Source organism: Pseudomonas sp. GD03944 (genome assembly GCF_029839275.1).
Lineage (GTDB): Bacteria > Pseudomonadota > Gammaproteobacteria > Pseudomonadales > Pseudomonadaceae > Aquipseudomonas.
Genome location: NZ_JAOCAH010000010.1, coordinates 179494 through 203064, shown reverse-complemented (window position 1 = coordinate 203064; position 23571 = coordinate 179494). Strand labels below are relative to the sequence as shown.

Sequence of the window (23571 nt, the reverse complement as noted above, 5' to 3'; positions counted from 1 at the left end):
CGGGCAGAGGCCCTCAAGACATGCTCCATCTCCACCGTGGCAACCTCTTCGCCAACAGCGAGCCTCCGTCAGAGGGCGAACACTTCGAGTCGCTGCTGAGCCACCGCAACCTGGTGGTCGAACGCATTCTCAGCTCAGGCCGGGCCACGCCCGAGGACTACGTGCAGGAACAGGACGAGTGGGTGATGCTGGTACGCGGACAGGCTCGCCTGAGCGTGGCCGGCGAAGAGGTCGAGCTTGTGGCGGGGGACTACCTGTTCCTCGCCGCAGGCCTCGCCCACCGGGTCGAACACGCCTCGGAAGGCGCCCTGTGGCTGGCGGTCCATCTGCATTCGGACGATGCATCGCCGGTGGGCTGAAGCCCACCCTACAGAGCAGACAAAGAACGTAGGGGGCGTAGGGTGGGCTTCAGCCCACAAATAACCCACAAGTCCCGTTAACCGCTACTCTCCAAACACCCCGTCTACACCCTCTCCGCCACCCCAATCCCGCGACACGTCTCCCCGCTCGACATACCGATGAAAACTCGAATACGGCCAATCCCGGACCTGCGTCACCAGGCCATGTTTGACCGGGTTGTAGTGGATGTAATCGACGTGTCGGGCGAGGTCCTCGTCATCACGGATGCAGTGCTCCCAGAAGCGCCTCTGCCAGATCCCTTTCTCGCGCTTGCGGGACTTGCTTGGGCTGACGGAGGTTGCAGCCGGCAGGGCGCGGGAGAATTGGCTTTTGATCAGCGCCCAGCGCTGTGAGTAGTCGCTGTCACCGTCTGGCAGTGACCAGATTGCGTGCAGGTGGTCGGGCAGTACACAGATAGCGATGGTCGTGAACGGCAGGCGCTTGTTGGCTTGGACATAGGTCTTTCGCAGCAGGGCGATCTCGTCCACCAGCAGGCGGGAGCGTCGGTCCGCCAGGGTGACGGTGAAGAAGTAGGTTCCACCAGGAACCCATTCGCGGCGGTAGTGGGACATGGGCAATCCTTTGCCTATGGGGTGGTTTTTGCGGTGTTCGGGGAGTGGATTTGTGAGGGTTGTGGGATTTGTGGGCTGAAGCCCACCCTACGCCCACCCTACGCTTCGATTGATCCCCACCCGGCCGTAGCCTGGGTGGAGCGAAGCGATACCCGGTGTTAAACAGCCACTGGTGCCGGGATGTGGGGGTGGGCTTCGTAGCCGACCAGTTCGAAGTCTTCGAAGCGGAAGGCGAGCAGGTCTTTCACCTTGGGGTTGAGCTTCATGGTTGGCAGCGGCAGCGGCTGGCGGGTCAGTTGCAGGTCGGCCTGTTCGATGTGGTTGGCGTACAGGTGGCAGTCGCCGCCGGTCCAGATGAACTCGCCCGGCTGCAGGCCGCAGACCTGGGCCACCATCAGCGTCAGCAGGGCGTAGCTGGCGATGTTGAAGGGCACGCCGAGGAAAATGTCCGCCGAACGCTGGTACAGCTGGCAGCTCAGCTTGCCGTCCGCCACGTAGAACTGGAACAGTGCGTGGCACGGCGGCAGGGCCATCTGCTCGACCAGGGCCGGGTTCCAGGCCGACACGATCAAGCGGCGCGAGTCCGGGTTCTTCTTGATCATCTCGATCAGCTTGCCGATCTGGTCGATCGACTCGCCGTTCGGCGCCGGCCAGCTGCGCCACTGGTAGCCGTACACCGGGCCGAGGTCGCCGTTCTCGTCGGCCCACTCGTCCCAGATGCGCACGCCGTTGTCCTTCAGGTACTTGATGTTGGTGTCGCCCTGGAGGAACCACAGCAGCTCGTGGATGATGGATTTCAGGTGGCACTTCTTGGTGGTCACCAACGGGAAGCCGTCGGCCAGGTCGAAGCGCATCTGGTGGGCGAAAACGCTGTAGGTGCCGGTGCCGGTGCGGTCGCTCTTGAAGGTGCCGTTGTCGCGCACGTGGCGCATCAGGTCGAGGTACTGTTTCACGATGCCACCCCCTGCGCGGCCTGGCGTTTGTAGGCGTAGGCAATCAGGCCGATGCCGCCGAGGATCATCGGCATGCACAGGATCTGGCCCATGGTCAGCCAGCCACCGGCCAGGTAGCCGAGCTGGGCGTCCGGCACACGAACGAATTCGACGATGAAGCGGAAGATGCCGTAGCACAGGGCGAACATGCCCGACACGGCCATGGTCGGCCGCGGCTTGCGCGAGTAGAACCAGAGGATGGTGAACAGCGCCACGCCCTCCAGGGCGAACTGGTACAGCTGCGACGGGTGGCGCGCCAGTTGCTCGGCGTCGGTGGGGAAGACCATGGCCCACGGTACATCGGTGGCCTTGCCCCACAGCTCGGCGTTGATGAAGTTACCGATGCGCCCGGCGCCCAGGCCGATCGGCACCAGCGGGGCGATGAAGTCCATCAGCTCGAAGAAGCTCTTGTTGTTGCGCTTGCCGAACCACCAGGTGGCCAGCATCACGCCGATCAGGCCGCCGTGGAACGACATGCCACCCTTCCACACTTCCAGGATCAGCAGCGGGTTGGCCAGGTAGGCGCCCAGGTCGTAGAACAGCACATAGCCCAGGCGCCCGCCGAGGATCACCCCCATGGCCACCCAGAACACCAGGTCGGAGAGCTTCTCCTTGTTCCAGCTCGGCTCGAAGGCGTGCAGGCGGCGCGATGCCAGGAACCAGGCACCGCCGATGCCCACCAGGTACATCAGGCCGTACCAGTGGATCTGCAGGATGCCCAGGTCGAGGGCGACCGGGTCGATGTTCGGATAAGGCAGCATTGCAATTCCTCAGAGCAAAAAATTCAGACCGACGCAAAACAGCAACAGCGCAAACAGGCGCTTGAGCACCCGTGGCGACAGGCGATGCGCCAGGCGCGCGCCGGTTCGGGCAAAAAACACGCTGGTCAGCGCAATGCCCAGCAAGGCGGGCAGGTACACGTAACCCAGGCTCCAGTCAGGCAGACGCGCGTCTCCCCACCCCAGCCACATGAAACTCAGGGCACCAGCCGCGGCGATCGGCCAGCCACAGGCCGAAGACGTCGCCACCGCCTGCTGCATCGACACGCCGCGCCAGGTCAGGAACGGCACGGTCATCGACCCGCCTCCGATGCCGATGATCGCCGACGCCCAGCCGATGATCACCCCGGCCACGCCCAGGGCCGGCTTGCCGGGTTCGGTGCGCACGCTCCTGGGCGTCAGGTCCAGGCCCAGCTGCAGAGCGACGCACAGGGCGAACACGCCGATGATCTTCTGCAGCACCTCGCCATCGATGGCCTCGGCGGTCACCGCCCCCAGCACCGAGCCGAAGACGATACCCAGGGTCAGCCAGACGAACAGTGCCCAGCGCACCGCGCCTCGCCGGTGGTGTTCGCGCACGGCGTTGATCGAGGTGAACAGGATCGTGGCCAGCGAGGTGCCCACCGCCATATGGGTCAGCACGGCGCCGTCGAAGCCCTGGAGGGTGAAGGTGAAGATGAGCACCGGCACGATGACCATGCCGCCGCCGACCCCGAACAGACCGGCCAACAGGCCCGCCGCGGCGCCCAGCAGTATGTACAGTGCGAAGACCATGAGCCCTCCCCGAAGGCAATGGCGCATGGTAACGGAAGCCGCCCTTCGCCTCTACTTCGAGACGATGGATGCCCCGCCCTCCTTTGCGTACAGTGCGGGCAGGATATTTCATTCAGGACGATGGCCATGGCAGACACCCTTTACCTGAAACTGCGCAGCAACTGCCTGCACCTGAGCCACCTGGAAAGTGGCGGCAGCCTTGAGCTCGAGGCCTCCCCAGCATTCAGCAACCCCCGCCTGCTGGTCGCTGACTTCAGCGCCGCCAGCGCCTTGCTCAAGCAGGCGATCGCGCAGTTGCTGCCAAAACGATTCATGCGCCTGAGCATGCCGCCTAAACTGCTGATACAACCGCTGGATCACCTGGAAGGCGGCCTCTCCCCGGTGGAGGAACGCATTCTCCTCGAGCTTGGCCACGGCTGCGGTGCGCGCACTGTCCGCCTGCATGTCGGCACCGAACTGGATGCGTCCAGCGTTCATCAGAAGCTTGCCTGATTGAGGTGTTGCCTATGTGTCTGATCGTGTTTGCGTGGCGCCCCGGACATGAACTGCCGCTGGTGCTGGCGGGAAACCGCGACGAGTTCTATGCCCGTCCCACGCAAGCCCTGGCAGCCTGGGAGGAGGCGCCAGGTGTGTATGCCGGCCGCGACCTGGAGGCCGGCGGAACCTGGCTCGGCGCGGGCCCCGATGGACGCTTCGCGGCGTTGACCAATATCCGTATTCCGCGGCTGCCTGCTACCGGCCTGTCGCGGGGCGAGCTGCCGCTGCAGTTCCTGCGCAGCAGCCTGGCGCCGGCGGCCTTTCTTGCAGAGTTGGCGCAACGCGCAGCGCGGTATTCGCCCTTCAACCTGCTGGTCGGCGATACCGAACAGCTCTGGCTGCTGAACGCCCAGGAGGGCACGCCGGTGCAATTGCCGGCCGGGGTCTATGGCTTGTCGAACGCCACCCTGGATACGCCGTGGCCGAAGCTGCAGAAAGCCAAGGCGCTATTCAGCGAATGCCTGCTGGAGCCCCAGCCAGAAGCCCTTCTCGACCTGCTGCATGACGGCCAGCAGCCACCGGACGCCAGCCTGCCGGACACCGGCATCGGCCTGGCGACCGAGCGCTTGCTGTCGAGCATTTTCATCGCCAGCAGCGCCTACGGCACCCGGGCCAGCACCGTGCTGATCGCCCGGGCGGACGGCTCCCGTCAGCTCATCGAGCGGCGCTACGGGCCGTATGGTGCACAGTTGGGAGAGACCCGCATCGCCTGCTGAAGGCAGGCGATGGATTCAGGCCTGGATATTCGAGGCGGGGTTGATCATCCGGCCCAGGCCGAGGTTGCGCAGGGCCAGGTGCAGAGTGCTGTGGATAACCTGCGGGTTGTCGATGCTCGACACCTGCGCCAGCAGCTCCTTGGCCTTGCCCAGGCTGATCTGGCGCAGCAGCCACTTCACCTTGGGCAGGTTGGTGGCGTTCATCGACAGGCTGTCGAAACCCATGGCCATCAACAGCACGGCGGCCGTCGGATCACCGGCCATCTCGCCGCAGATACTCACCGGCTTGCCCTCGGCATGGGCGTCCTCGACCACGCGGCGCAGCGCCTGCAGCACCGCCGGGTGGAGGAAGTCGTAGAGGTCGGCGACACGCGGGTTGTTGCGGTCCACCGCCAGCAGGTACTGGGTCAGGTCGTTGGAACCGACCGAGAGGAAGTCGACCTGGCGCGCCAGCTCCCGGGTCTGGTAGACCGCGGCGGGAATCTCGATCATCACGCCAATCGGCGGCAGGGGCACGTCGGTGCCTTCGTCGCGTACTTCGCCCCAGGCGCGGTGGATCAGGTGCAGGGCTTCTTCCAATTCCTGGGTGCCGGAGATCATCGGCAGCAGGATGCGCAGGTTGTTCAGGCCCTCGCTGGCCTTGAGCATGGCCCGGGCCTGTACCAGGAAGATTTCCGGGTGGTCGAGGGTCACGCGGATGCCGCGCCAGCCGAGGAAGGGGTTCTCTTCCTTGATCGGGAAGTAGGACAGCGCCTTGTCACCGCCGATGTCCAGGCTGCGCATGGTCACCGGCAGCGGGTGGAAGGCCGCCAGTTGCTCGCGGTAGATGGCCAGCTGTTCTTTTTCGCTGGGGAAGCGCTCGTTGATCATGAACGGCACTTCGGTGCGGTACAGGCCGACGCCCTCGGCACCGCGCTCCTGGGCCCGGGCCACATCGGCCAGCAGACCGGTGTTGACCCATAGCGGCATGCGGTGCCCGTCCAGGGTTTCGCACGGCAGGGCGCGCAGGGCATCGAGCCCCTGGGCCAGCTGGCGTTCTTCCTCGACGACGTCGGCGTACTGCTTGCGCAGCAGTTCGCTGGGGTTGGTGAAGACTTCACCGTGGTAACCGTCGATGATCAGCTGGATGCCGTCGATCTTCGAATACGGCAGGTCGACCACACCCATGACCGTGGGAATGCCCATGGCCCGGGCGAAGATCGCCACGTGGGAGTTGCCCGAACCGAGTACCGACACCAGGCCCACCAGCTTGCCTTCGGGCACTTCGCCCAGCATGGCCGGCGACAGCTCCTCGCTGACCAGGATGCAGTTGTCCGGATAGACCAGCGCCTGCTGACGGGCCTGCTGCAGGTACGCCAGCAGCCGGCGCCCCAGGTCCTTCACATCGGAAGCCCGTTCGCGCAGGTAGGCGTCGTCCATCAGTTCGAAGCGGTTGACGTGCTCGCTGACCACCTGGCGAAGCGCGCCCTGGGCCCACTGGCCGGTCTTGATGATCTTGACCACTTCGTTACCGAGGGCGGCATCTTCCAGCATCATCAGATAGACGTCGAACAGCGCACGCTCTTCCGGGCGCAATTGCGTGGCCATCTTCGCCGATAGCGCACGCATGTCGGTGCGAACGCCTTCAAGGGCGGTATTGAACAGGGTCAGTTCGGCATCGATGTCGCTGATGGCCTTGTCCGGCACCACTTCCAGATCGGCGGGCGGCAACACCACCACCGCCGTACCGACCGCGGCACCGGGCGAGCCGGGCACCCCGACGAACTTGGCTTCCTGGATGCCCTTGCCCTGACGGCCCAGGCCGCGGATCGAGCCGGTCGCCTCGGCGTGGGCGATAACCCCCGCCAGCTGGGCGCTCATGGTCACCAGGAAGGCTTCTTCGCCCTCGTCGAACTGACGCCGCTCCTTTTGCTGGACGACCAGAACGCCCATGACCCGCCGGTGGTGGATGATCGGCGAGCCGAGGAAGGAGGCGTAACGTTCCTCACCGGTCTCGGCGAAGTAGCGGTAACGGGGGTGGTCGGCGGCGTTTTCCAGGTTCAGCGGTTCTTCGCGGGTCCCCACCAGACCGACCAGGCCTTCGTTGGGGGACATGCTGACCTTGCCGATCGAGCGCTTGTTGAGACCTTCGGTGGCCATCAGCACGAAGCGGTTGGTTTCCGGATCTAGTAGGTAGACCGAGCAGACATGGCTGCCCATGGCCTCACGCACCCGCTGCACGATGATGCCCAACGCCGCCTTGAGGTCCTTGGCGGCGTTTACTTCCTGGACGATCTTGCGCAGCGTATTGAGCATAGGGCTCGGCTCTAAGTCAGTTTCAGTCCCGAGCCAGCAGGCGCGGTGCGAGTTCCTTGAGGGCGCGACGGTAGACCTCGCGCTTGAATGTGACCACCTGTCCGAGTGGGTACCAGTAACTGACCCAGCGCCAGCCGTCGAACTCCGGCTTGCCCGTCAGGTCCATGCGAACCCGGTCCTCCGCCCCGGTGAGGCGCAGGAGAAACCATTTCTGTTTCTGGCCGATGCACAGCGGTTGACTGTGGGTACGGACCAGACGCTGGGGCAGACGATACCTCAACCAGCCCCGGGTGCAGGCGAGAATTTTTACATCCTGCTCTTCCAGCCCGACTTCTTCGTTCAATTCGCGATAGAGCGCCTCTTCGGGCGACTCATGATCGTTGATTCCACCTTGCGGGAACTGCCAGGCATCCTGGTTGATCCGGCGCGCCCAAAGCACCTGGCCGACATCATTGGTGAGGATGATGCCGACGTTGGGGCGAAAACCATCAGGGTCGATCACGGCGCACAACCTCGTAAACGCATGTCTCGGCATTGTTCCACAAAGGTCGCGGCAGCGGCAACGCGGCAGCCCCGGTGTAATGGGAATGCCGCATAAAAGCCGTTATTCTGGCGGGCTTCGAAGCTGGCAATATAAAAGGTGCTCACCGTGCGTTTGGCTCTATTCGATCTCGACAACACCCTGCTCGCCGGCGACAGCGATCACAGCTGGGGCGAATTCGTCTGCCAGCGCGGCCTGGTCGATGCGGCCGAATACCTGGCGCGCAACGATGCCTTCTATGCCGACTACTGCGCCGGCAAGCTGGATGTGGTGGCCTACCAGAACTTCAGCCAGGCGATTCTCGGGCGTAGCGAGATGGCGCAGCTGGATCAGTGGCACCGTGAATTCATGGCCGAGGTGATCGAGCCGTTCATCCTGGCCAAGGGCGAGGCCCTGCTCGCCGAGCACCGTGCGGCAGGCGACAAGCTGGTGATCATCACCGCCACCAACCGCTTCGTCACCGCCCCCATCGCCAAGCGCCTGGGCGTGGACACCCTGATCGCCACCGAATGCGGCATGCAGGATGGCCGCTACACCGGGCAGATCAGCGGAACGCCGTGCTATCAGGCCGGCAAGATAACCCGACTGAACGAGTGGCTGGCCCAGACGGATTACAATCTGGACGGCGCCTACTTCTACAGCGACTCGCGCAATGACCTGCCGCTGCTCGAAGCCGTGGCCAACCCGGTGGCGGTAGACCCGGACGACGTGCTACGCGCCACCGCCATCGAGCGTGGCTGGCCGGTCATTTCCCTGCGTTGACGCCTGCCGCAAACAAAAACGCCGCCTGATCAGGCGGCGTTTTTGTTGCAATCCAGCGCTCAGACCGGCTTGGCGCCCATCAGCGCCATGATGGCGATCAGCAGCACCAGAATCAGCCCGGCATAAATCAGGCTCAGGCGCTTGAGCGCAACCGGCGCCGGCGTATCGCCCAGCGCACGCCAGGCGGCCAGGCGACCGGCCAGCAGCAGGCCGATCAGCATCAGCACGCCGTAGAGAATGCTTCCGAGCAGCAGCCAGGTCTGGCCGAGCGGCCAGCCAACCGTTTTCACCAGCCAGAAGCCGGTCAGCGGCAGGGTCAGCGCCAGCACGGCAAAGGTCGGCAGGCTGTAGAACAGGGTCACGCGCAGCTTGCGCGCCAGCACGGCGGCGTCGCCGTTGCGCTGCGCCTTCCACAGCATCACGGTATGGGCGATCAGCCCAAGCACCAGCAGAATGCCCGGTGCGCTGTGGAGAATGCGGACCAGCAGGTAGTGTTCCATCACGGTTTCCTCATTATTTTAGGTAAGCGGTGCGCCATGGCCCCGGCGGATACCGGGGCCATGCACGGCCTCATCAGCCCAGGAACAGGCTATAGGCCGGGTTGTCGCTCTCGTCCCAGTAGGGATAGCCGATGGCGTCGAGCGCCTCGGCGACCAGGTGGCGGTCAGTGTCCGGCACTTGCAGCCCGGCGACCACGCGACCGTCAGCCGCACCGTGGTTACGGTAGTGGAACATGCTGATGTTCCAGCGCCCGCCCAGCTTCTGCAGGAAGTTGAACAACGCGCCCGGGCGCTCGGGGAATTCGAAGCGAAACACCATTTCATCGCTGACGCCGGCGGCATGGCCACCGACCATGTGCCGGATGTGCAGCTTGGCCAGCTCGTTGTCGGTCAGGTCGAGCACCGGGAAGCCCTGCGCACGCAGGCTGTCGACCAGCGCCGCGCGCGGGTCGGTGTCCGGGTGGGTCTGCACGCCGACGAAGATGTGCGCCTCGCGGCCGGTGTTATAGCGGTAGTTGAACTCGGTGATCTGGCGCTTGCCGATCGCCTCGCAGAAGGCCTTGAAGCTGCCCGGCTGCTCGGGGATGGTCACGGCGATGATCGCCTCGCGCTTCTCGCCCAGTTCGGCGCGCTCGGCCACATGGCGCAGGCGGTCGAAGTTGACGTTGGCGCCAGAGTCGATGCCCACCAGCACCTGCTCGCTGATGCCTTCGCGCTCGACGTACTTCTTGATCCCGGCCACGGCCAGGGCGCCCGCCGGCTCGGTGATCGAGCGGGTGTCGTCGTAGATGTCCTTGATCGCCGCGCAGATTTCATCGGTGCTGACGGTGATCACCTCGTCGACGTACTGCTTGCAGATGTCAAAGGTGTGCTGACCGATCTGCGCCACGGCCACGCCATCGGCAAACAGCCCGACGGTCGGCAGCACCACGCGCTCGCCGGCGGCCATGGCAGCCTGCAGGCAGTTGGAATCATCCGGTTCGACGCCGATGACCTTCACTTCGGGGCGCAGGTATTTGATGTAGGCAGCAATGCCCGCAATCAGGCCGCCGCCACCGACCGGCACGAACACCGCGTCGAGACGGCCCTGGTGCTGACGGAGGATTTCCATCGCCACCGTGCCCTGACCGGCGATCACCAGCGGGTCGTCGTAGGGATGGATATAGGTGTAGCCCTTCTCCTCGACCAGCTTCAGCGAGTGGGCCAGCGCTTCGGGGAAGGCATCGCCGTGCAACACGACCTTGCCGCCACGCGAGCGCACGCCCTGGACTTTCAGCTCCGGGGTGGTGCGCGGCATGACGATGGTCGCCTTCACGCCCATGTGCTTGGCGGCCAGCGCCAGGCCCTGGGCATGGTTGCCCGCCGAGGCAGTGACCACGCCACGCGCCAGGTCTTCCGGCGAGAGCTGGGCCAGTTTGTTGTAGGCGCCGCGAATCTTGAACGAGTACACCGGCTGCAGGTCTTCGCGCTTGAGCAGAATCTGGTTGCCCAGGCGCTCGCTGAGCTGACGGGCGGGTTGCAGCGGGGTTTCCACCGCGACGTCGTAGACGCGCGAGGTGAGGATCTTCTTCATGTACTGTTCGAGCATGGCGACATCGCAGGCGGCTTTTCGGGGGAGTCAGCGAGTCTACCCCAGGCCCGCCGTGAACGACCATACGAAACACGGGGCCTTGCCGGCCCGCGTTGTCGCGCCCGTCGATCCCAGGCGAGGTTTTGCCGCACATGCGGCTATAATTCGCGCCTTTCGACTTTCCCTCTCAGGCACAGACCCGTGATGACCCAGGATCAACTCAAGCAAGCCGTGGCCCAGGCCGCTGTGGACTTCATCCTCCCCAAGCTCGACGCCAAGAGCATCGTCGGTGTCGGCACCGGCTCCACGGCCAACTGCTTCATCGACGCCCTGGCCAAGCACCGCATGGAGTTCGATGGCGCCGTGGCCAGCTCCGAAGCCACCGCTGCCCGCCTCAAGGGCCATGGCATCCCGGTGTACGAGCTGAACACCGTGAGCGACCTGGAGTTCTACGTCGACGGTGCCGATGAAAGCGACGAGCACCTGAACCTGATCAAGGGCGGCGGCGCGGCCCTGACCCGCGAGAAGATCGTCGCGGCCGTGGCCAAGACCTTCATCTGCATCGCCGACGCCAGCAAGCTGGTGCCGGTGCTGGGCGCCTTCCCGCTGCCGGTGGAAGTGATCCCCATGGCCCGCAGCCACGTGGCCCGTCAGCTGGTAAAGCTGGGCGGCGACCCGGTCTACCGCGAAGGCGTGGTCACCGATAACGGCAACGTGATCCTCGACGTGCACAACCTGTCCATCACCAACCCGGTGGAGCTGGAAGCGCAGATCAACGCCATCGTCGGCGTGGTCACCAACGGCCTGTTCGCCGCCCGCGCTGCCGACCTGCTGCTGCTCGGCACCCCGGACGGTGTGAAGACCCTCACCCGCTGAGTCTACTGGCCGGCCGTGCAAGGGGAGCTACGCTTTCGGGTGGCTCCCTACGACCACGGAGGTCAACATGGCCAGCAAATTCCACCTGAAGAATGCCAAAGACGGGCAGTTCCACTTCAACCTGATCGCCGGCAACGGCGAGATCATCCTCACCAGCGAGCTGTACAAGGCCAAGGACTCTGCACTAAACGGCATCGAGTCCGTGCGCAAGAACGTCACCCGCGAAGGCGCCTTCGAAGTGCGCGCCAGCACCAGCGACAAGCATTACTTCGTGCTCAAGGCCACCAACGGCCAGATCGTCGGCCAGAGCCAGACCTACGCCAGCGCCGCCGGCTGCCTGGACGGCATGAAGTCGGTGGTGAAGAACGCGCCCATCGCGACGCTGCAGGATGACAGCTGAATTGGCAGACCGTGCGGCTGCCCTTCCTGGGCATTGGTGCAGGCGATAAAGAGCTCGCGGGCGAGCCCGCTCCTACAGGACGCTGGCTTACGCGCGAGCTTTGCTTTCGAGAAGGCCGCGGCTCAGTCCGCGGCTTTTTTCTTGAAGACGTAGAACAGGTTCGGCTCGCTGATCAGGTACAGCCCACCCTCGTTGTCCATCGCCACACCCTCTGCCTGGGGCACCGATTCCTTGAGCCCTTGCTGGCCCGCCAGCAGCGACAGGCTGCTGATCGGCTTGCCTTCGGCATTCAGCTCCAGGACCAGGCGCGACTCGTCGGACAAGGCCAGCAGGTGGCCGGTGCGGTCGTCGTACTGCAGGCTCGACAGGTCACGCACGAACAAGCCGGCATCGCGTTCCTCGTTGGCCACCACGTGAACGGCGAACGGGCGTTGCGGGTTGGTGTGCGGAAAGCCATGCACTTCATAGATGCGCACCGGGTTGCGCTCCTTGGCCACGAACAGGCGCTCGCCCTCGGGGTCGTAGGCCAGGCCTTCGAAGCCCTTGTTGCCGGTCAGGCCGATACCCAGGGACAGCTGCTGGGCGCTGTTCGCATCGATCCGCGTGGTGCTGTCGTCCACCCGCACCTTGATCAGGCGCTGCAGACGCTCATCGGTGATCACATAGAGGCCAGGGCTGATGTACTCCACGGCCTCGGGGTCGTTGAACCCGACCAGGTCGATGCGGCGCAGGATCTCGCCCTCGAGGGACAGTTCGATGAGCTGGGTGTTCTGGTTGGTCACGGTGAACAAGCTTTGCCTGTCCGGGTCGTAGGTCAGCGCCGAGACATCGTCGTCCAGCCCTTCGATGACCTGCGCCTCGCGCACCACCTGGTAGTCCGAGAGCCAGATCGACTCTTCCTGGTACTGCTCGGCGTAACGCCATTGCGACACGTTGAACCAGGCCCGCTCGAACAGGCGATAGTCCTGTGCCCATATCCCCAGCAACACCAATACCAGCAGCACCAGTCCCGCCAACAATCCCTTCAACATCAATCGACTACGCATGGTGGAACACTCAAGAAACAACGCCTGACAACGACGCCAGCCCGAAGCGGGCTTCGGGCTGGCGATCGGCATGGGGGGTGGTCAGTCGACCGGGCGAACCGTCATGGGGCTCACTTCACCAGTTCGACGAACTCGACATCGATTTCACGGTTCATCAGATCGCGGTCCACTTCACCGGTCAGTTTGACGGTGGCGTTTTCCGAGATGGCCTGCGGCGGCCAGTCTTCATCGTCGATCTCGACGTGGATGGTGCCGCTGGCATCCTTGAATTCATACAGCTCGTCCTGCAGGCGCTTGACGATCTGACCTTGCAGAACCACCGGGGTATCGTCGGCGGCATCCAGGGCGGCGGCGACGGTGGTGACCTGGGTCACGGCGCCTGGGCCGGTGTAACCGGACGCCATGACGGCGGTGGAGAACAGCGGAGCGAACAGCAGTACCAGTGTGGAGCGCTTCATGGCGTTAGCCTCTAATCAGTGAGTGACGGGGCCAGATTAAGGGGCTGAGCTGAAGCCAGGCTTAATCGCCGCTTAAGCCAACCTTAATTGCCAAGGCACTGTGCTCACTGCAGAAGCGGGCTGCCGAACACCCTCCGGTGCCCGGCAGCCGTCAGCCGTCGTTACAGGACGCGGCTGCTGAAACGCGACTGGCCGACCAGCTCCAACTCCAGCTCGTCGCCCTTGTGCAGCGGGCCGACGCCCACCGGCGTACCGGTGAGGATGACGTCGCCCGGCTGCAGGCTGAAGTGCCCGCAGATGTGCTGGATCATCGGCAGGATCGGATTGATCATGTCGCGGCTGTTGCCGTCCTGGCGCACGTCGCCGTTGATGCTCAGGCGAATGCCGATGTCGGTCAGGTCGCTCAGCGCGTCACCCGGCACGAACGGCGCCAGCACGCAGGCACCGTCGAAGGACTTGGCGATTTCCCAGGGGTAGCCCTTTTCCTTCAGCCCGGCCTGCACGTCGCGCAGGGTCAGGTCGAGGGCCGGGGCGAAGCCGGAAATGGCATCCAGCACTTCTTCGGCATTCGGGGTGCGCGACAGCGGCTTGCCGATCAGCACGGCGATTTCCGCCTCGTAGTGCACGGTGCCGCGGTCTTCCGGCAGGGTGAAACCGCCTTCCAGGGGCACGACGCAGCTACCGGCCTTGATGAACAGCAACGGCTCGCTCGGGACGGGGTTGTTCAGTTCCTTGGCATGTTCGGCGTAGTTGCGGCCGATGCACACCACCTTGCCCAGGGGAAAGTGGATGTGGGTGCCGTCGACATACTGGTGCTGGTAGCTCATGGACAACTCCTGTTCATTGCACGGCCCGACGTGTTGCCGGGCCGGCGAGCGTGAATACGGGGAAGGCGAAGGCGTTGTACGCCCTGCCCTCGCTAGCGCTTAGCGCGAGAAGATCTTGCCCGGGTTCATGATGCCGTTCGGGTCGAACGCCGCCTTGATCGCCTTCATGTAGCCGACTTCCGCGTCGCTGCGGCTGTAGTGCAGGTAATCGCTCTTGGTCATGCCCACGCCGTGTTCCGCGGAAATCGAGCCGTTGTACTTCTGCACGGTCTCGAACACCCACTTGTTGACCGAGGCGCACTTGGCGAAGAACTCTTCCCGGGACAGGCTTTCCGGCTTGAGGATGTTCAGGTGCAGGTTGCCATCGCCGATGTGCCCGTACCAGAGCACTTCGAAGTCCGGGTAGTTGCTGGTGACGATGTTGTCGATGTCGGCCAGGAAGGCCGGCACGCGGGACACGGTCACCGAAATGTCGTTCTTGTACGGCGTGCGGTGGCTGATGGTCTCGGAGATGTACTCGCGCAGCTTCCACAGGTTCTGCAGCTGCTGCTCGCTCTGGCTCATCACGCCATCGAGGACCCAGCCCTGCTCCACGGCATGCTCGAAGATCTCCAAGGCGGCATTGGCCACGTCTTCGTTGAGCGCTTCGAACTCCAGCAGCGCGTAGAACGGCGTGCGGCTCTCGAAGGGCGCGGGCACGTCGCCACGCTCGAGGATCTTGTCCAGGCACTTGTCGGACAGGAATTCGAAGGCGGTGAGGTCCAGCTTGCTCTGGAAGGCATGCAGCACCGGCATGATGGAGTCGAAATCCGGGGTACCGAGGACCATGGCGGTCAGGTTCTTCGGCGCGCGCTCCAGGCGCATGGTGGCCTCGACCACGAAGCCCAGGGTGCCTTCGGCGCCGATGAACAGCTGGCGCATGTCGTAGCCGGTGGCGTTCTTGATCAGGTCCTTGTTCAGTTCCAGCAGCTCGCCGGTCCCGGTGACCACTTTCAGGCCCGCCACCCAGTTGCGGGTCATGCCGTAGCGAATCACCTTGATCCCGCCGGCGTTGGTGCCGATGTTGCCGCCAATCTGGCTGGAACCGGCCGAGGCGAAGTCAACCGGGTAGTACAGGCCCTTGTCTTCGGCGAACTGCTGCAGGGCGGCGGTGACCACGCCCGGCTGGCAGATCACGGTGCGGTCGAATTCGTTGAAGTCGAGAATCTGGTTCATGTAGTCGAACGACACCACGACTTCGCCATGGGCCGCCACGGCTGCGGCCGACAGGCCGGTACGGCCGCCGGACGGCACCAGCGCGACCTTGTGCTGGTTGGCCCAGCGGACGATGGCCTGCACCTGCTCGATGGTCTTGGGGAAGACGATGGCGCTGGGCGCCGGGGCGAAATGCTTGGTCCAATCCTTGCCGTAGGTGGCCAGGGAATCGGCGTCGGTCAGCACTTTGCCGGGTTCAACCAGTGTCTTCAGCTCTTCGATCAGGGCAGGGTTGGTCATCTACGGAACTCTCAAACGTTTCATGGTCACCCTGAGCACGCTTCATCTGCCAGGGGCGGGTGTTTCGCGGGGCTCGTATGCTAGCATACGCACCCCGTGAGTCGTGCCCCCGAGCCGATCCACGGGCTCTGGTCGGCCACGTCCGGCCCCCTCCTGACACCATTTGTGGGACAACAGGTACTCCGATGAGCAAGACCTCTCTCGACAAGAGCAAGATCAAGTTCCTTCTTCTCGAAGGCGTCCACCAGAATGCCGTCGACACCCTGAAGGCTGCCGGCTACACCAACATCGAGTACCTCAAGGGCGCACTGTCCGACGAAGAGCTGAAAAGCAAGATCGCCGACGCCCACTTCATCGGCATCCGCTCCCGCACCCAGCTGACGTCCGAAGTCTTCGACTGCGCGAAGAAGCTGGTCGCCGTCGGCTGCTTCTGCATCGGCACCAACCAGGTCGACCTGGACGCTGCCCGTGAGCGCGGTATCGCCGTGTTCAACGCCCCGTATTCGAACACCCGCTCGGTGGCCGAACTGGTACTGGCCCAGGCCATCCTGCTGCTGCGTGGCATTCCCGAGAAGAACGCCTCCTGCCACCGTGGTGGCTGGATCAAGAGCGCGGCCAACTCCTTCGAGATCCGCGGCAAGAAACTGGGCATCGTCGGCTACGGCTCGATCGGCACCCAGCTCTCGGTCCTGGCCGAAGCCCTGGGCATGCAGGTGTTCTTCTACGACGTGGTGACCAAGCTGCCGCTGGGCAACGCCACACAGATCGGCAAGCTGCATGACCTGCTGGGCATGTGCGACATCGTTTCCCTGCACGTGCCTGAGCTGCCGTCCACCCAGTGGATGATCGGCGAGAAGGAAATCCGCGCCATGAAGAAGGGCGGCATCCTGATCAACGCCGCCCGCGGCACCGTGGTCGAGCTGGATCACCTGGCCGCCGCGATCAAGGACGAGCACCTGATCGGCGCCGCCATCGACGTGTTCCCGGTCGAGCCGAAGTCCAACGATGAAGAGTTCGAAAGCCCGCTGCGTGGCCTGGATCGCGTGATCCTGACCCCGCACATCGGTGGCTCCACTGCCGAAGCCCAGGCCAACATCGGCCTGGAAGTGGCCGAGAAACTGGTCAAGTACAGCGACAACGGTACCTCGGTATCCTCGGTCAACTTCCCGGAAGTGGCCCTGCCGGCTCACCCGGGCAAGCACCGCCTGCTGCACATCCACGAGAACGTGCCGGGCGTGATGAGCGAGATCAACAAGGTCTTCGCCGACAACGGCATCAACATCTCTGGTCAGTTCCTGCAGACCAACGACAAGGTGGGTTACGTGGTGATCGACGTCGACGCCGAGTACTCCGACCTGGCCCTGGAAAAACTGCAGCACGTTCACGGCACCATCCGCAGCCGCGTCCTGTTCTGAGTCATCCGGGTACGAAAAAGGGAGGCCACTGGCCTCCCTTTTTTCATGGGCGCTGCTTTATGAGTGCCACGCTCAGTTGCCGTCGCCACGCTCGAGCTCAGCCAGCGCGGCATCCGCCTCGGCCAGTTGCGCCTCGTTGAACACCCGGACACCCGCGCGCCGCAACAGCGCAGCCGTCACCCCCTCGCCCGCCACCTTGCGCCCGGTGAACGTGCCGTCGTAGTTCTCCAGGTTGCCGCAGGACGGACTACGGGCCTTGAGCAGCGCCAGGCGGATACCGTGGCGCTGCACCAGTGCCAAGGCCTGCTCGGCACCCTCGACGAAGGCCGCGGTGACGTCCTCACCGTCAACGGTTACCACCTGCACCACACCATCGAGCACAGCAGCGCCCTGGCCACCCGGAATCTCGGCCGGAGGACGGGGTGTGGGCAGGCCACCCGCCACTTCCGGGCACAAGGGGACAATGCGCCCTTCCGCCTGCCAGCGCTGCAGCACACCAAAGGGACCATGGGCACCGCCGTCGTAGCGTACGTGATGACCCAACAGGCAGCGGCTGACCAGAATCTTCTGCATGGCTCCTCCTGGTTCGGGCGGTTTCGTTTCATTTGGCTGACCCAGGGCGCTCGTGGACACTGGGCTCACCAGCAATGCTAGAGCGGGCCGTCGCCCCGGCGGCGGAACCAGCCGGTCAGCGACAGGCGTTCGCGGGTGGCGGGCAGCACTTCATGGGGCAGGTCGGCGGAGAGGAACACCACCAGGCAACCGGCCCGGGGCGGCACGTCGCGCACCTCGCCGTTCTTGAGGTACAGGCGCAACGCGCCGCCCTGCTCGTCCTGCCAGCCTTCATTGAGGTACAGCACCGCCGATACCGTACGGCGGTCGTCGTCGCGAAACCGGTCGAGGTGCTTCTGGTAGAAAGCACCGGGCGGGTACAGGGCGAAGTGGCTTTCGTAGTCCTCCAACCCCAGGTAGAGCCCCTGGTTGATTGCCTGGCGCAGGCCGTCCAGCAGCGCCAGGTACTGGTCGCAGGCTTCGGACTGCCCCGCTTCCAGCCATTCGATGCTGTCACCGCGCACCGCCTCGCGCACCGCCAGGGCATTGCCCCGGCCAACGCCGGCCGGCGCCAGGGCGCCGCGCTCGGCACGCAAACGGCACTCATCGGCCAGTTCGGCGGTCAGACCCTCTGGAGCGAAGAGCGGTTGAATCGACCAGCCGTGCTCGGCCAGGTCGTCGACGATGCGCGCATACAGGGCGCTGTGGGATTCGGTAGGCATGCCGGCGATTCTACCAGTGTGCGCGCAACGCCTCGACAAGCTCCGACTGGCCATTGAAAATAGCCGTCCGCTAGACAGGAGTCTGTATGCGCGTTCTTTCCTTCGTTTTGCTGTTACTCGCAAGCTTGCCCAGCCTGGCCGATACCCACTCCGAGTTGTACCAGGCGGCCGGCTGGCCGGAACAGCGCGCGCATTTCAACGACGCCCTCACGGCTGCCCAGGAGCGCTACCGCAGCAGCCTGCCGCCGGCGGTGTTCCAGGCCCTGGTGACCAACAGCAACCAGCGTTTCGCCCCGCTTGCCATCGACCAGCGCGCCCAGCAGAGCCTGCGTGAGGCCCTGGCCGATCCCAAGCCTGCCCTGCAGTTCTTCCAATCCCCGTTGGGCCGCAAGATCGTTCAGGCCGAAGTGCTGGCCACCCGCCGCGACCAGTTGGCCCGCCATGCCGACGGCCTGCCGCGCATCGAAGCCGACGCCACCCGCCGCCTGCTGATTCGCCACCTGGCCCAGGCCCTGCCGGCTGAAGCCGCCGGTGCCGAAGTCAGCCTGGCCCTGGCGGGTGTGGCCGCCGACAGCCTGAGCCAGATGCTGCCCGGCCTGTTCGGTGGCGATTCGGCCCATGCCCTGCTCAACAGCCAGCGTCAGCGTCTGATGGAGCAGATCGGCGCCGACATCGACAATACCCTGCTGCACGTCTACCGAGAGCTGTCCGACCCGGAGTTGGAGGAATTCGTCGGTTTCGCCCAGTCCGAAGCCGGCAAGACCTATTACCAGGCGGCCCTGACCGCCCTGCGTTCCGGCCTGGCCGTGGGCCAGAGCAGCGCCGACCTGGCGCCCGCGCCCCAGGGCATCTGAAGCGCGTCAGCCGGCCAGGCGCTGGCTGAGAAAATCGAAGTAGCGCTGACGCAGCGCCGGCACTTCATTGGCCAGATGATGCCGCGCCTCGGGCAGGCGAAAGATCTTCGGCGACGCGAACTTGTCCTCCAGCACCCCCAGGTTGTGCCGCCAATCCACCGTCATGTCAGCCTCGCCCTGCACGATCAGCGGGCTGCGGGTACTGCGCGCGGCCCGCTCGATACGCGGCACCCACTGGCTCAGGGCACCGACCCAGGCGGTCGGCAGGTTGCGCGGTTGCAGGGGGTCACGGTTCTGCAGGAAGTCGATGAACACCGGGTCGTGGGAGTTCTCGCTGAAACGCCGGGGAATTTCCTTCACGAAGTTGCGCATCACCCGGTAGCTGAGCTGCGACCAGGCCCAGGCCCTAGGCCGCACCAACGGCGCCAGCAGGATGGTTTCGCCGATGTCAGCCGCCGGCTCGCCAGTCAGCAGGTAATCCAACAGGATCGCCCCGCCGGTGCTCTGGCCGCACAGGTGCCAGGGCGCCGGCAGGTCGAGCTCGGCGGCCTGGGCCAGGCCGGCCTGCAGCACCGTCTGGTACTCGGCGAAGTCGTCGATGCTGGCCCGCGCGCCGCTGGACAGCCCGTGCCCCGGCAGGTCCAGCGCCAGCACGGCAAAGCCCATGCCCAGCGCCCAGTCGATGACATGCCGGTACAGGCCGCTGTGGTCGTAGTAGCCATGCAGCAGGATCAGGGTCGCCCGGGGCGCCCGGGGCCACCAGACCTGAGCGGCGATGCGGTAGGGCCCTGCCTGGAAGAAGCCGAGGCGGCTGGGCAACAGGCTCTGCTCGAACCCATAGAAGGACCGGTAAACCTGTTCTGCGGGCGACAGGGCTGCCGCTGCGGCCAAGGGTCGCAGGCTGGCGACCAGCAGATCAGGCTGAAAACTCGCTGACATAAGGCTTTCCGTCGATCGGGCAGACATCCCGGCGGCACCTTCATGCTCGCCGGCAGGCTGTCGATATTCAGCTGTCGGGCGCGGCGTGGCAAGCTAGCGCCCCTCGATGCCCCGCCTGATGCGACGGGCCGCCCATTTTACCGTGCACCACGCAGACTGCGCCCCCATGCCTCGACCTTCACGCAAATCCCTCCTCGCCGGCCTCATCGCCGTGACCTGGATCATCGCCATGGTGGTGGCGTTCTGGTGGTTCGAAGCCCGCTACATGCGCTCGTTCAGCGACCAGACGGCACTGTTCTCCGGCGCCGAACTGCGCCTGCCCATCGAGCTGGCCGGCCCCGGTCCGATCCGCCTGGTGCACTTCTGGGATCCGGCCTGCCCGTGCAACGTCGGCAACCAGCAACACCTGGGCGAACTGATCGAGCACTACGCGCCCCAGGGTGTGGCGTTCTATGCCGTGCAGAAAGCCGGCACCAGCGGCCAGCTGCCCCGCAGCCTCAGCGGTCTGCAACCGCTCGACAACCTGCAGGGCGCCGAGCAGTTGCCCGCCAGCCCGGCCGTGGCCATCTGGGACCGCAACGGCGAACTGGCCTATTTCGGCCCCTACAGCGAAGGCCTGACCTGCACCTCGAGCAACAGCTTCATCGAGCCCATCCTCGAAGCCCTGGCCGACGGACGCCGGGTGAATGCCAGCAACACCCTGGCGGTGGGCTGCTTCTGCGCCTGGCAGGACGCACCCGACCGCTAGGCCCGCACACCTTTAGTCGGGCCGGGCGCCTTTCGATTTGCACTTTCGTCCCACCTCTGCAACAACTTGAAGGTCGTTGCGTTGGCGCCCCGCCTCCGCGGGCCGTGGGAGGGATACCATGTCTGGCACGTTCTACCGTCAAGCCGATCGTCTGATGCTCGCCGTGCTCTGGGGCATGACCTTCTACGCCTTCGGCCTGGCCTTCTGGCACGGCACCTGGGCCGCGGCGCTGGTCATCGGCGGCGGCAGCGCCGTGGCGCTGTCGGCGCTGTACTCGCTGATCGCCGGCACCCGCACCTACCGGTGCCTGATCGGCGTCGCCTTCATGGTCCTGTCCGCGCTGCACATCCAGCAGAGCCACGGCATGATCGAAATGCACTTCAGCGTGTTCGTGCTGCTCGCGTTCCTGGTCTATTACCGCGACTGGTTGCCGATTCTGCTGGCCGCCGGGGTGATCGCCGTGCACCACCTGGTGTTCTTCCTCGCCCAGCAGAGCGGCGACGCGATCTACCTGCTGCAGGAAGGTGCCGGTTGGCCGGTGGTGCTGATCCATGCCGCCTACGTGGTGGTGGAGACCCTGATCCTGGTGGTGCTGGCCCGCCACGGCGCGCGGGAAGCCGCCGCCGGCGAAGACCTGCAACGCACCTCGGCGCACCTGCTGCGCGACGGCCAGCCAGTGGACCTGGCGTACCGCAGCCCGTCCAGCGAGCGCCTGGCCCAGCGCTTCAACCGTTTTCTCGACCTGCTCGACAACCTGGTCAGCCGGGTCGTGGGCGCCGGTGACGAGCTGCGCGACACCAGCCAGCACCTGAGCCGCTCCACCGCCGAGCTGAACCAGGGCGCCGACGCCCTGCTGCTGGCCACCACCCAGATGGGCAGCGCCATCGACCAGATGACCCGGGCCGTCAGCGAGGTGTCCGGCAGCGCCGAAGAAGCCGCCAACACCGCCCACCAGGCTGGTGACGATGCCGCAGCCGGCGCCGCCTCGATCAGCGCCACGCAGCAGGAAATCCGCACCCTGGCCGCCGAGATGGACCACAGCAGCGCGGTGGTGCAGAGCCTGGCCGGGGAAGCCCAGGAGATCGGCAAGGTCCTGGAAGTGATCCGCGCGGTGGCCGAACAGACCAACCTGCTGGCCCTCAACGCTGCCATCGAGGCGGCCCGGGCCGGCGAGCAGGGCCGCGGCTTCGCCGTGGTCGCCGATGAGGTGCGGCAGCTGGCGCAGCGCACTCAGCAGGCCACCGGGGAAATCCACGGCATGATCGCCCGCCTGCAACAGGGCTCGGCCAATGCGGTCAGCGCCATGGCCCAGAGCCACGCCGGCGTCGCCCGCTGTGTGGGCCACACCGAACGCACCGTCACCCTGCTCGACAACGTGCACCGCTCGATCGAAGCGATTCAGGCCATCGGCGTGTCCACCCGGGAACAGCTGGCCGCCACCGAGGAAGTCGCCCGCCTGATCGAACAGGTCCGGGGCATCGCCGGTGAAACCGCACGCGACGCCGCTGAAGTGGCAGAAGACAGCCAGCGCCTGACCCAGCTGGCCGAGCACCTGACCAGCCTGTGCGGCGAATTCCACGTCAGCCAGGCCGAAGGCCGCAGCCGCTTGCCGGCGGACCGCGCCGCCTCCTCCACCAACCGCAAGGGCCCCTACCGGCTACAGCCCGCCTGAGACGCCAGCCACTGGGCGCGGTACGTTTCCGGCGTGGTGCCCTGCCAGCGGCGGAACGCCCGGTAGAACGGCGACAGCTCGGCGAACCCGCAGGCGCGCGCCACGTCACGAATGGCCTGGCCGGCCTCCAGCAGATCGGCGGCGCGGCCACGGCGCGCCTCATCATGCAGCAGGCGAAAGCTGCTGCCCTGCTCGGCCAGCGCCCGCTGCAGGCCGCTGCTGGTCAGGTCCAGGGCCCGCGCGCACTCGGCCAGGCTGCACAGCTGAACGCCCAGGTTCACCCCCAACCAGTAGCGCACCCGGTTGAGCAACTGGTTCTCCACCAGTTCGGCCAGCTCCTGCTCGGCCTCGGCCCATAGCAGGGTGAACAGGCGCGGGTTGGCGCTGCGCGACGGACGAGTCAGCAGGCCCTGCTCGAACACCAGGGCATCATGCCGCTGGCCGAAACGCGGCAGCAGGCCGAACAGGCGCCGATGCTCGCTGAGGCGACGCGGCGCCGGGTGACGGAAGTCCACGCCCACCAGTTGGAAATCTTCGTCGGTGACGCTGGCCAGCATCTTGAAGATCAGCAGCGCCAGGCACTCCATCTGCTGGCGCAGCGAGCCTACCCCGCGGTAATTGAGGTCGATGATCAGGTGTGCCCGGTCGCCCCGGTCCTCCAGGCGCGCGACGAAACCGCCGGACAGGATGTGCTGGAACCGCACGAAGCATTCCAGCGCCTGGCGCAGGTCGGCGCTGGCCAACAGCAGGTAGCCCACCACGTCCATGGGCCGCGGCCTCATCACCTCGCCCAGGTGCAGGCCGATGTCGACGTCGCCGCTGATGCCTTCCAGGGCCTGCCAGAACCGCGGTGCGTTGTCGTGCTCCTCCCGGGCCACCAGGCGCGGCGGCGACAGCGGCACGCCCTGATAGGCCCGGCGGTAGGTATCGGTCGGGTCCAGGCCCAGGGCCGCCAGGGACTCGTAGAGCAGGCGGCGCAGGGTGGAGGAATGGGTCAGCGTCGCGGCAACAGTCTGACTGGGTGCGGTATCCATGATTACCTCGTGACAATTGACCAAAGACTTTCAGTCTTGCGCCATTTGGTCAATGCCATCAGCCGCTCCCCTGACCAGAATGGCGCCGTGCCCCATC

25 protein-coding genes and 1 pseudogene are annotated in these 23571 nt (G+C 65.4%); 10 read left to right on the top strand and 16 right to left on the bottom strand.

Going from position 1 to position 23571, the window contains the following annotated elements; translation table 11 throughout:
* Positions 1 to 20 precede the first annotated feature (20 nt).
* Entirely contained in the window at positions 21 to 359 is a 339-nt protein-coding gene (locus tag N5C28_RS16845; RefSeq protein WP_279824103.1) for a cupin domain-containing protein, read from the top strand.
* 84 nt (positions 360 to 443) lie between these two features.
* Here N5C28_RS16845 and N5C28_RS16840 read toward each other — a convergent pair whose 3' ends face one another.
* The 4 genes from N5C28_RS16840 to N5C28_RS16825 all read right to left on the bottom strand — a co-directional run bounded on the left by N5C28_RS16840 (position 444) and on the right by N5C28_RS16825 (position 3516).
* Positions 444 to 971 carry a transposase gene (locus N5C28_RS16840; RefSeq protein ID WP_279824101.1) on the bottom strand — a complete coding sequence of 176 codons (528 nt, stop codon included), beginning with the start codon at positions 969 to 971 and terminating at the stop codon, positions 444 to 446.
* Between the two features lie 158 nt (positions 972 to 1129).
* Positions 1130 to 1924 carry a thymidylate synthase gene (locus N5C28_RS16835; protein WP_279824098.1) on the bottom strand — a complete coding sequence of 265 codons (795 nt, stop codon included), beginning with the start codon at positions 1922 to 1924 and terminating at the stop codon, positions 1130 to 1132.
* Positions 1921 to 2724, bottom strand: coding sequence for a prolipoprotein diacylglyceryl transferase (lgt, locus tag N5C28_RS16830; RefSeq protein WP_279824096.1), 804 nt, complete (start codon positions 2722 to 2724; stop codon positions 1921 to 1923). Before lgt ends, N5C28_RS16835 begins: the two co-directional genes overlap by 4 nt.
* Before the next feature lie 9 nt (positions 2725 to 2733).
* On the bottom strand, positions 2734 to 3516 hold the full coding sequence (locus N5C28_RS16825; RefSeq protein WP_279824095.1) for a sulfite exporter TauE/SafE family protein: 783 nt from the start codon (positions 3514 to 3516) through the stop codon (positions 2734 to 2736).
* A 126-nt stretch (positions 3517 to 3642) separates the two neighbouring features.
* On the opposite strand from N5C28_RS16825, the gene N5C28_RS16820 reads away from it, so the two are divergent.
* Complete coding sequence (locus tag N5C28_RS16820; protein ID WP_279824094.1) at positions 3643 to 4008, top strand: hypothetical protein; 366 nt, start codon at positions 3643 to 3645, stop codon at positions 4006 to 4008.
* 14 nt (positions 4009 to 4022) lie between these two features.
* The gene (locus N5C28_RS16815; protein ID WP_279824092.1) at positions 4023 to 4769 is read left to right on the top strand and encodes an NRDE family protein; all 747 of its coding nucleotides are present in this window, start codon (positions 4023 to 4025) and stop codon (positions 4767 to 4769) included.
* Positions 4770 to 4784: 15 nt separating this feature from the next.
* Here the strand turns inward: N5C28_RS16815 and ptsP are convergent, their stop codons facing one another.
* On the bottom strand, positions 4785 to 7064 hold the full coding sequence (ptsP, locus tag N5C28_RS16810; protein ID WP_279824090.1) for a phosphoenolpyruvate--protein phosphotransferase: 2280 nt from the start codon (positions 7062 to 7064) through the stop codon (positions 4785 to 4787).
* 22 nt (positions 7065 to 7086) lie between these two features.
* Positions 7087 to 7566 carry an RNA pyrophosphohydrolase gene (locus N5C28_RS16805; RefSeq protein ID WP_279824089.1) on the bottom strand — a complete coding sequence of 160 codons (480 nt, stop codon included), beginning with the start codon at positions 7564 to 7566 and terminating at the stop codon, positions 7087 to 7089.
* A 147-nt stretch (positions 7567 to 7713) separates the two neighbouring features.
* On the opposite strand from N5C28_RS16805, the gene N5C28_RS16800 reads away from it, so the two are divergent.
* Positions 7714 to 8367 (top strand): HAD-IB family hydrolase, encoded by a 654-nt coding sequence (locus N5C28_RS16800; RefSeq protein WP_279824088.1) that lies wholly within the window; start codon positions 7714 to 7716, stop codon positions 8365 to 8367.
* Between the two features lie 59 nt (positions 8368 to 8426).
* Here the strand turns inward: N5C28_RS16800 and N5C28_RS16795 are convergent, their stop codons facing one another.
* Together N5C28_RS16795 and ilvA are read right to left on the bottom strand one after the other, a co-directional pair.
* Complete coding sequence (locus N5C28_RS16795) at positions 8427 to 8867, bottom strand: DUF2269 family protein (protein WP_279824087.1); 441 nt, start codon at positions 8865 to 8867, stop codon at positions 8427 to 8429.
* A 73-nt stretch (positions 8868 to 8940) separates the two neighbouring features.
* A pseudogene (ilvA, locus tag N5C28_RS16790) lies at positions 8941 to 10464 on the bottom strand (threonine ammonia-lyase, biosynthetic); the annotation flags it as partial.
* A gap of 177 nt (positions 10465 to 10641) precedes the next feature.
* Between ilvA and rpiA the strand changes: the two are divergent.
* Both rpiA and N5C28_RS16780 read left to right on the top strand, forming a co-directional pair.
* Positions 10642 to 11313, top strand: coding sequence for a ribose-5-phosphate isomerase RpiA (gene rpiA, locus N5C28_RS16785; RefSeq protein WP_279824086.1), 672 nt, complete (start codon positions 10642 to 10644; stop codon positions 11311 to 11313).
* Between the two features lie 67 nt (positions 11314 to 11380).
* Complete coding sequence (locus N5C28_RS16780) at positions 11381 to 11713, top strand: YegP family protein (protein WP_279824084.1); 333 nt, start codon at positions 11381 to 11383, stop codon at positions 11711 to 11713.
* 122 nt (positions 11714 to 11835) lie between these two features.
* On the opposite strand, the gene N5C28_RS16775 is transcribed toward N5C28_RS16780, so the two are convergent.
* The 4 genes from N5C28_RS16775 to N5C28_RS16760 form a co-directional block, all read right to left on the bottom strand.
* Positions 11836 to 12759, bottom strand: coding sequence for an SdiA-regulated domain-containing protein (locus N5C28_RS16775; protein WP_279824082.1), 924 nt, complete (start codon positions 12757 to 12759; stop codon positions 11836 to 11838).
* A gap of 110 nt (positions 12760 to 12869) precedes the next feature.
* The gene (locus N5C28_RS16770; RefSeq protein ID WP_279824079.1) at positions 12870 to 13217 is read right to left on the bottom strand and encodes a NirD/YgiW/YdeI family stress tolerance protein; all 348 of its coding nucleotides are present in this window, start codon (positions 13215 to 13217) and stop codon (positions 12870 to 12872) included.
* A 161-nt stretch (positions 13218 to 13378) separates the two neighbouring features.
* A complete protein-coding gene (locus N5C28_RS16765; protein WP_279824077.1) occupies positions 13379 to 14044 on the bottom strand; it encodes a fumarylacetoacetate hydrolase family protein in 666 nt (221 codons plus the stop codon).
* Positions 14045 to 14143: 99 nt separating this feature from the next.
* On the bottom strand, positions 14144 to 15538 hold the full coding sequence (locus N5C28_RS16760; RefSeq protein WP_279824074.1) for an FAD-binding oxidoreductase: 1395 nt from the start codon (positions 15536 to 15538) through the stop codon (positions 14144 to 14146).
* A gap of 185 nt (positions 15539 to 15723) precedes the next feature.
* On the opposite strand from N5C28_RS16760, the gene serA reads away from it, so the two are divergent.
* Positions 15724 to 16953, top strand: coding sequence for a phosphoglycerate dehydrogenase (gene serA, locus N5C28_RS16755; RefSeq protein WP_279824072.1), 1230 nt, complete (start codon positions 15724 to 15726; stop codon positions 16951 to 16953).
* A gap of 72 nt (positions 16954 to 17025) precedes the next feature.
* Here serA and N5C28_RS16750 read toward each other — a convergent pair whose 3' ends face one another.
* Together N5C28_RS16750 and N5C28_RS16745 are read right to left on the bottom strand one after the other, a co-directional pair.
* Positions 17026 to 17526: a DUF523 domain-containing protein gene (locus N5C28_RS16750; protein ID WP_279824071.1), complete on the bottom strand. Its 501-nt coding sequence runs from the start codon at positions 17524 to 17526 to the stop codon at positions 17026 to 17028.
* Between the two features lie 77 nt (positions 17527 to 17603).
* The gene (locus N5C28_RS16745; protein WP_279824068.1) at positions 17604 to 18227 is read right to left on the bottom strand and encodes a 2OG-Fe(II) oxygenase; all 624 of its coding nucleotides are present in this window, start codon (positions 18225 to 18227) and stop codon (positions 17604 to 17606) included.
* 86 nt (positions 18228 to 18313) lie between these two features.
* On the opposite strand from N5C28_RS16745, the gene N5C28_RS16740 reads away from it, so the two are divergent.
* Positions 18314 to 19081 (top strand): hypothetical protein, encoded by a 768-nt coding sequence (locus tag N5C28_RS16740; RefSeq protein WP_279824067.1) that lies wholly within the window; start codon positions 18314 to 18316, stop codon positions 19079 to 19081.
* A 6-nt stretch (positions 19082 to 19087) separates the two neighbouring features.
* Here N5C28_RS16740 and N5C28_RS16735 read toward each other — a convergent pair whose 3' ends face one another.
* Positions 19088 to 20020 (bottom strand): alpha/beta hydrolase, encoded by a 933-nt coding sequence (locus tag N5C28_RS16735; RefSeq protein WP_279824066.1) that lies wholly within the window; start codon positions 20018 to 20020, stop codon positions 19088 to 19090.
* Between the two features lie 166 nt (positions 20021 to 20186).
* Here N5C28_RS16735 and N5C28_RS16730 point away from each other — a divergent pair, with 166 nt between their 5' ends.
* Together N5C28_RS16730 and N5C28_RS16725 are read left to right on the top strand one after the other, a co-directional pair.
* On the top strand, positions 20187 to 20768 hold the full coding sequence (locus tag N5C28_RS16730) for a DUF6436 domain-containing protein (RefSeq protein WP_279824063.1): 582 nt from the start codon (positions 20187 to 20189) through the stop codon (positions 20766 to 20768).
* Positions 20769 to 20886: 118 nt separating this feature from the next.
* Complete coding sequence (locus N5C28_RS16725; protein WP_279824062.1) at positions 20887 to 22440, top strand: methyl-accepting chemotaxis protein; 1554 nt, start codon at positions 20887 to 20889, stop codon at positions 22438 to 22440.
* Here N5C28_RS16725 and N5C28_RS16720 read toward each other — a convergent pair.
* Positions 22419 to 23474, bottom strand: coding sequence for an AraC family transcriptional regulator (locus N5C28_RS16720; protein WP_279824059.1), 1056 nt, complete (start codon positions 23472 to 23474; stop codon positions 22419 to 22421). The genes N5C28_RS16725 and N5C28_RS16720 overlap by 22 nt on opposite strands.
* Positions 23475 to 23571 lie beyond the last annotated feature (97 nt).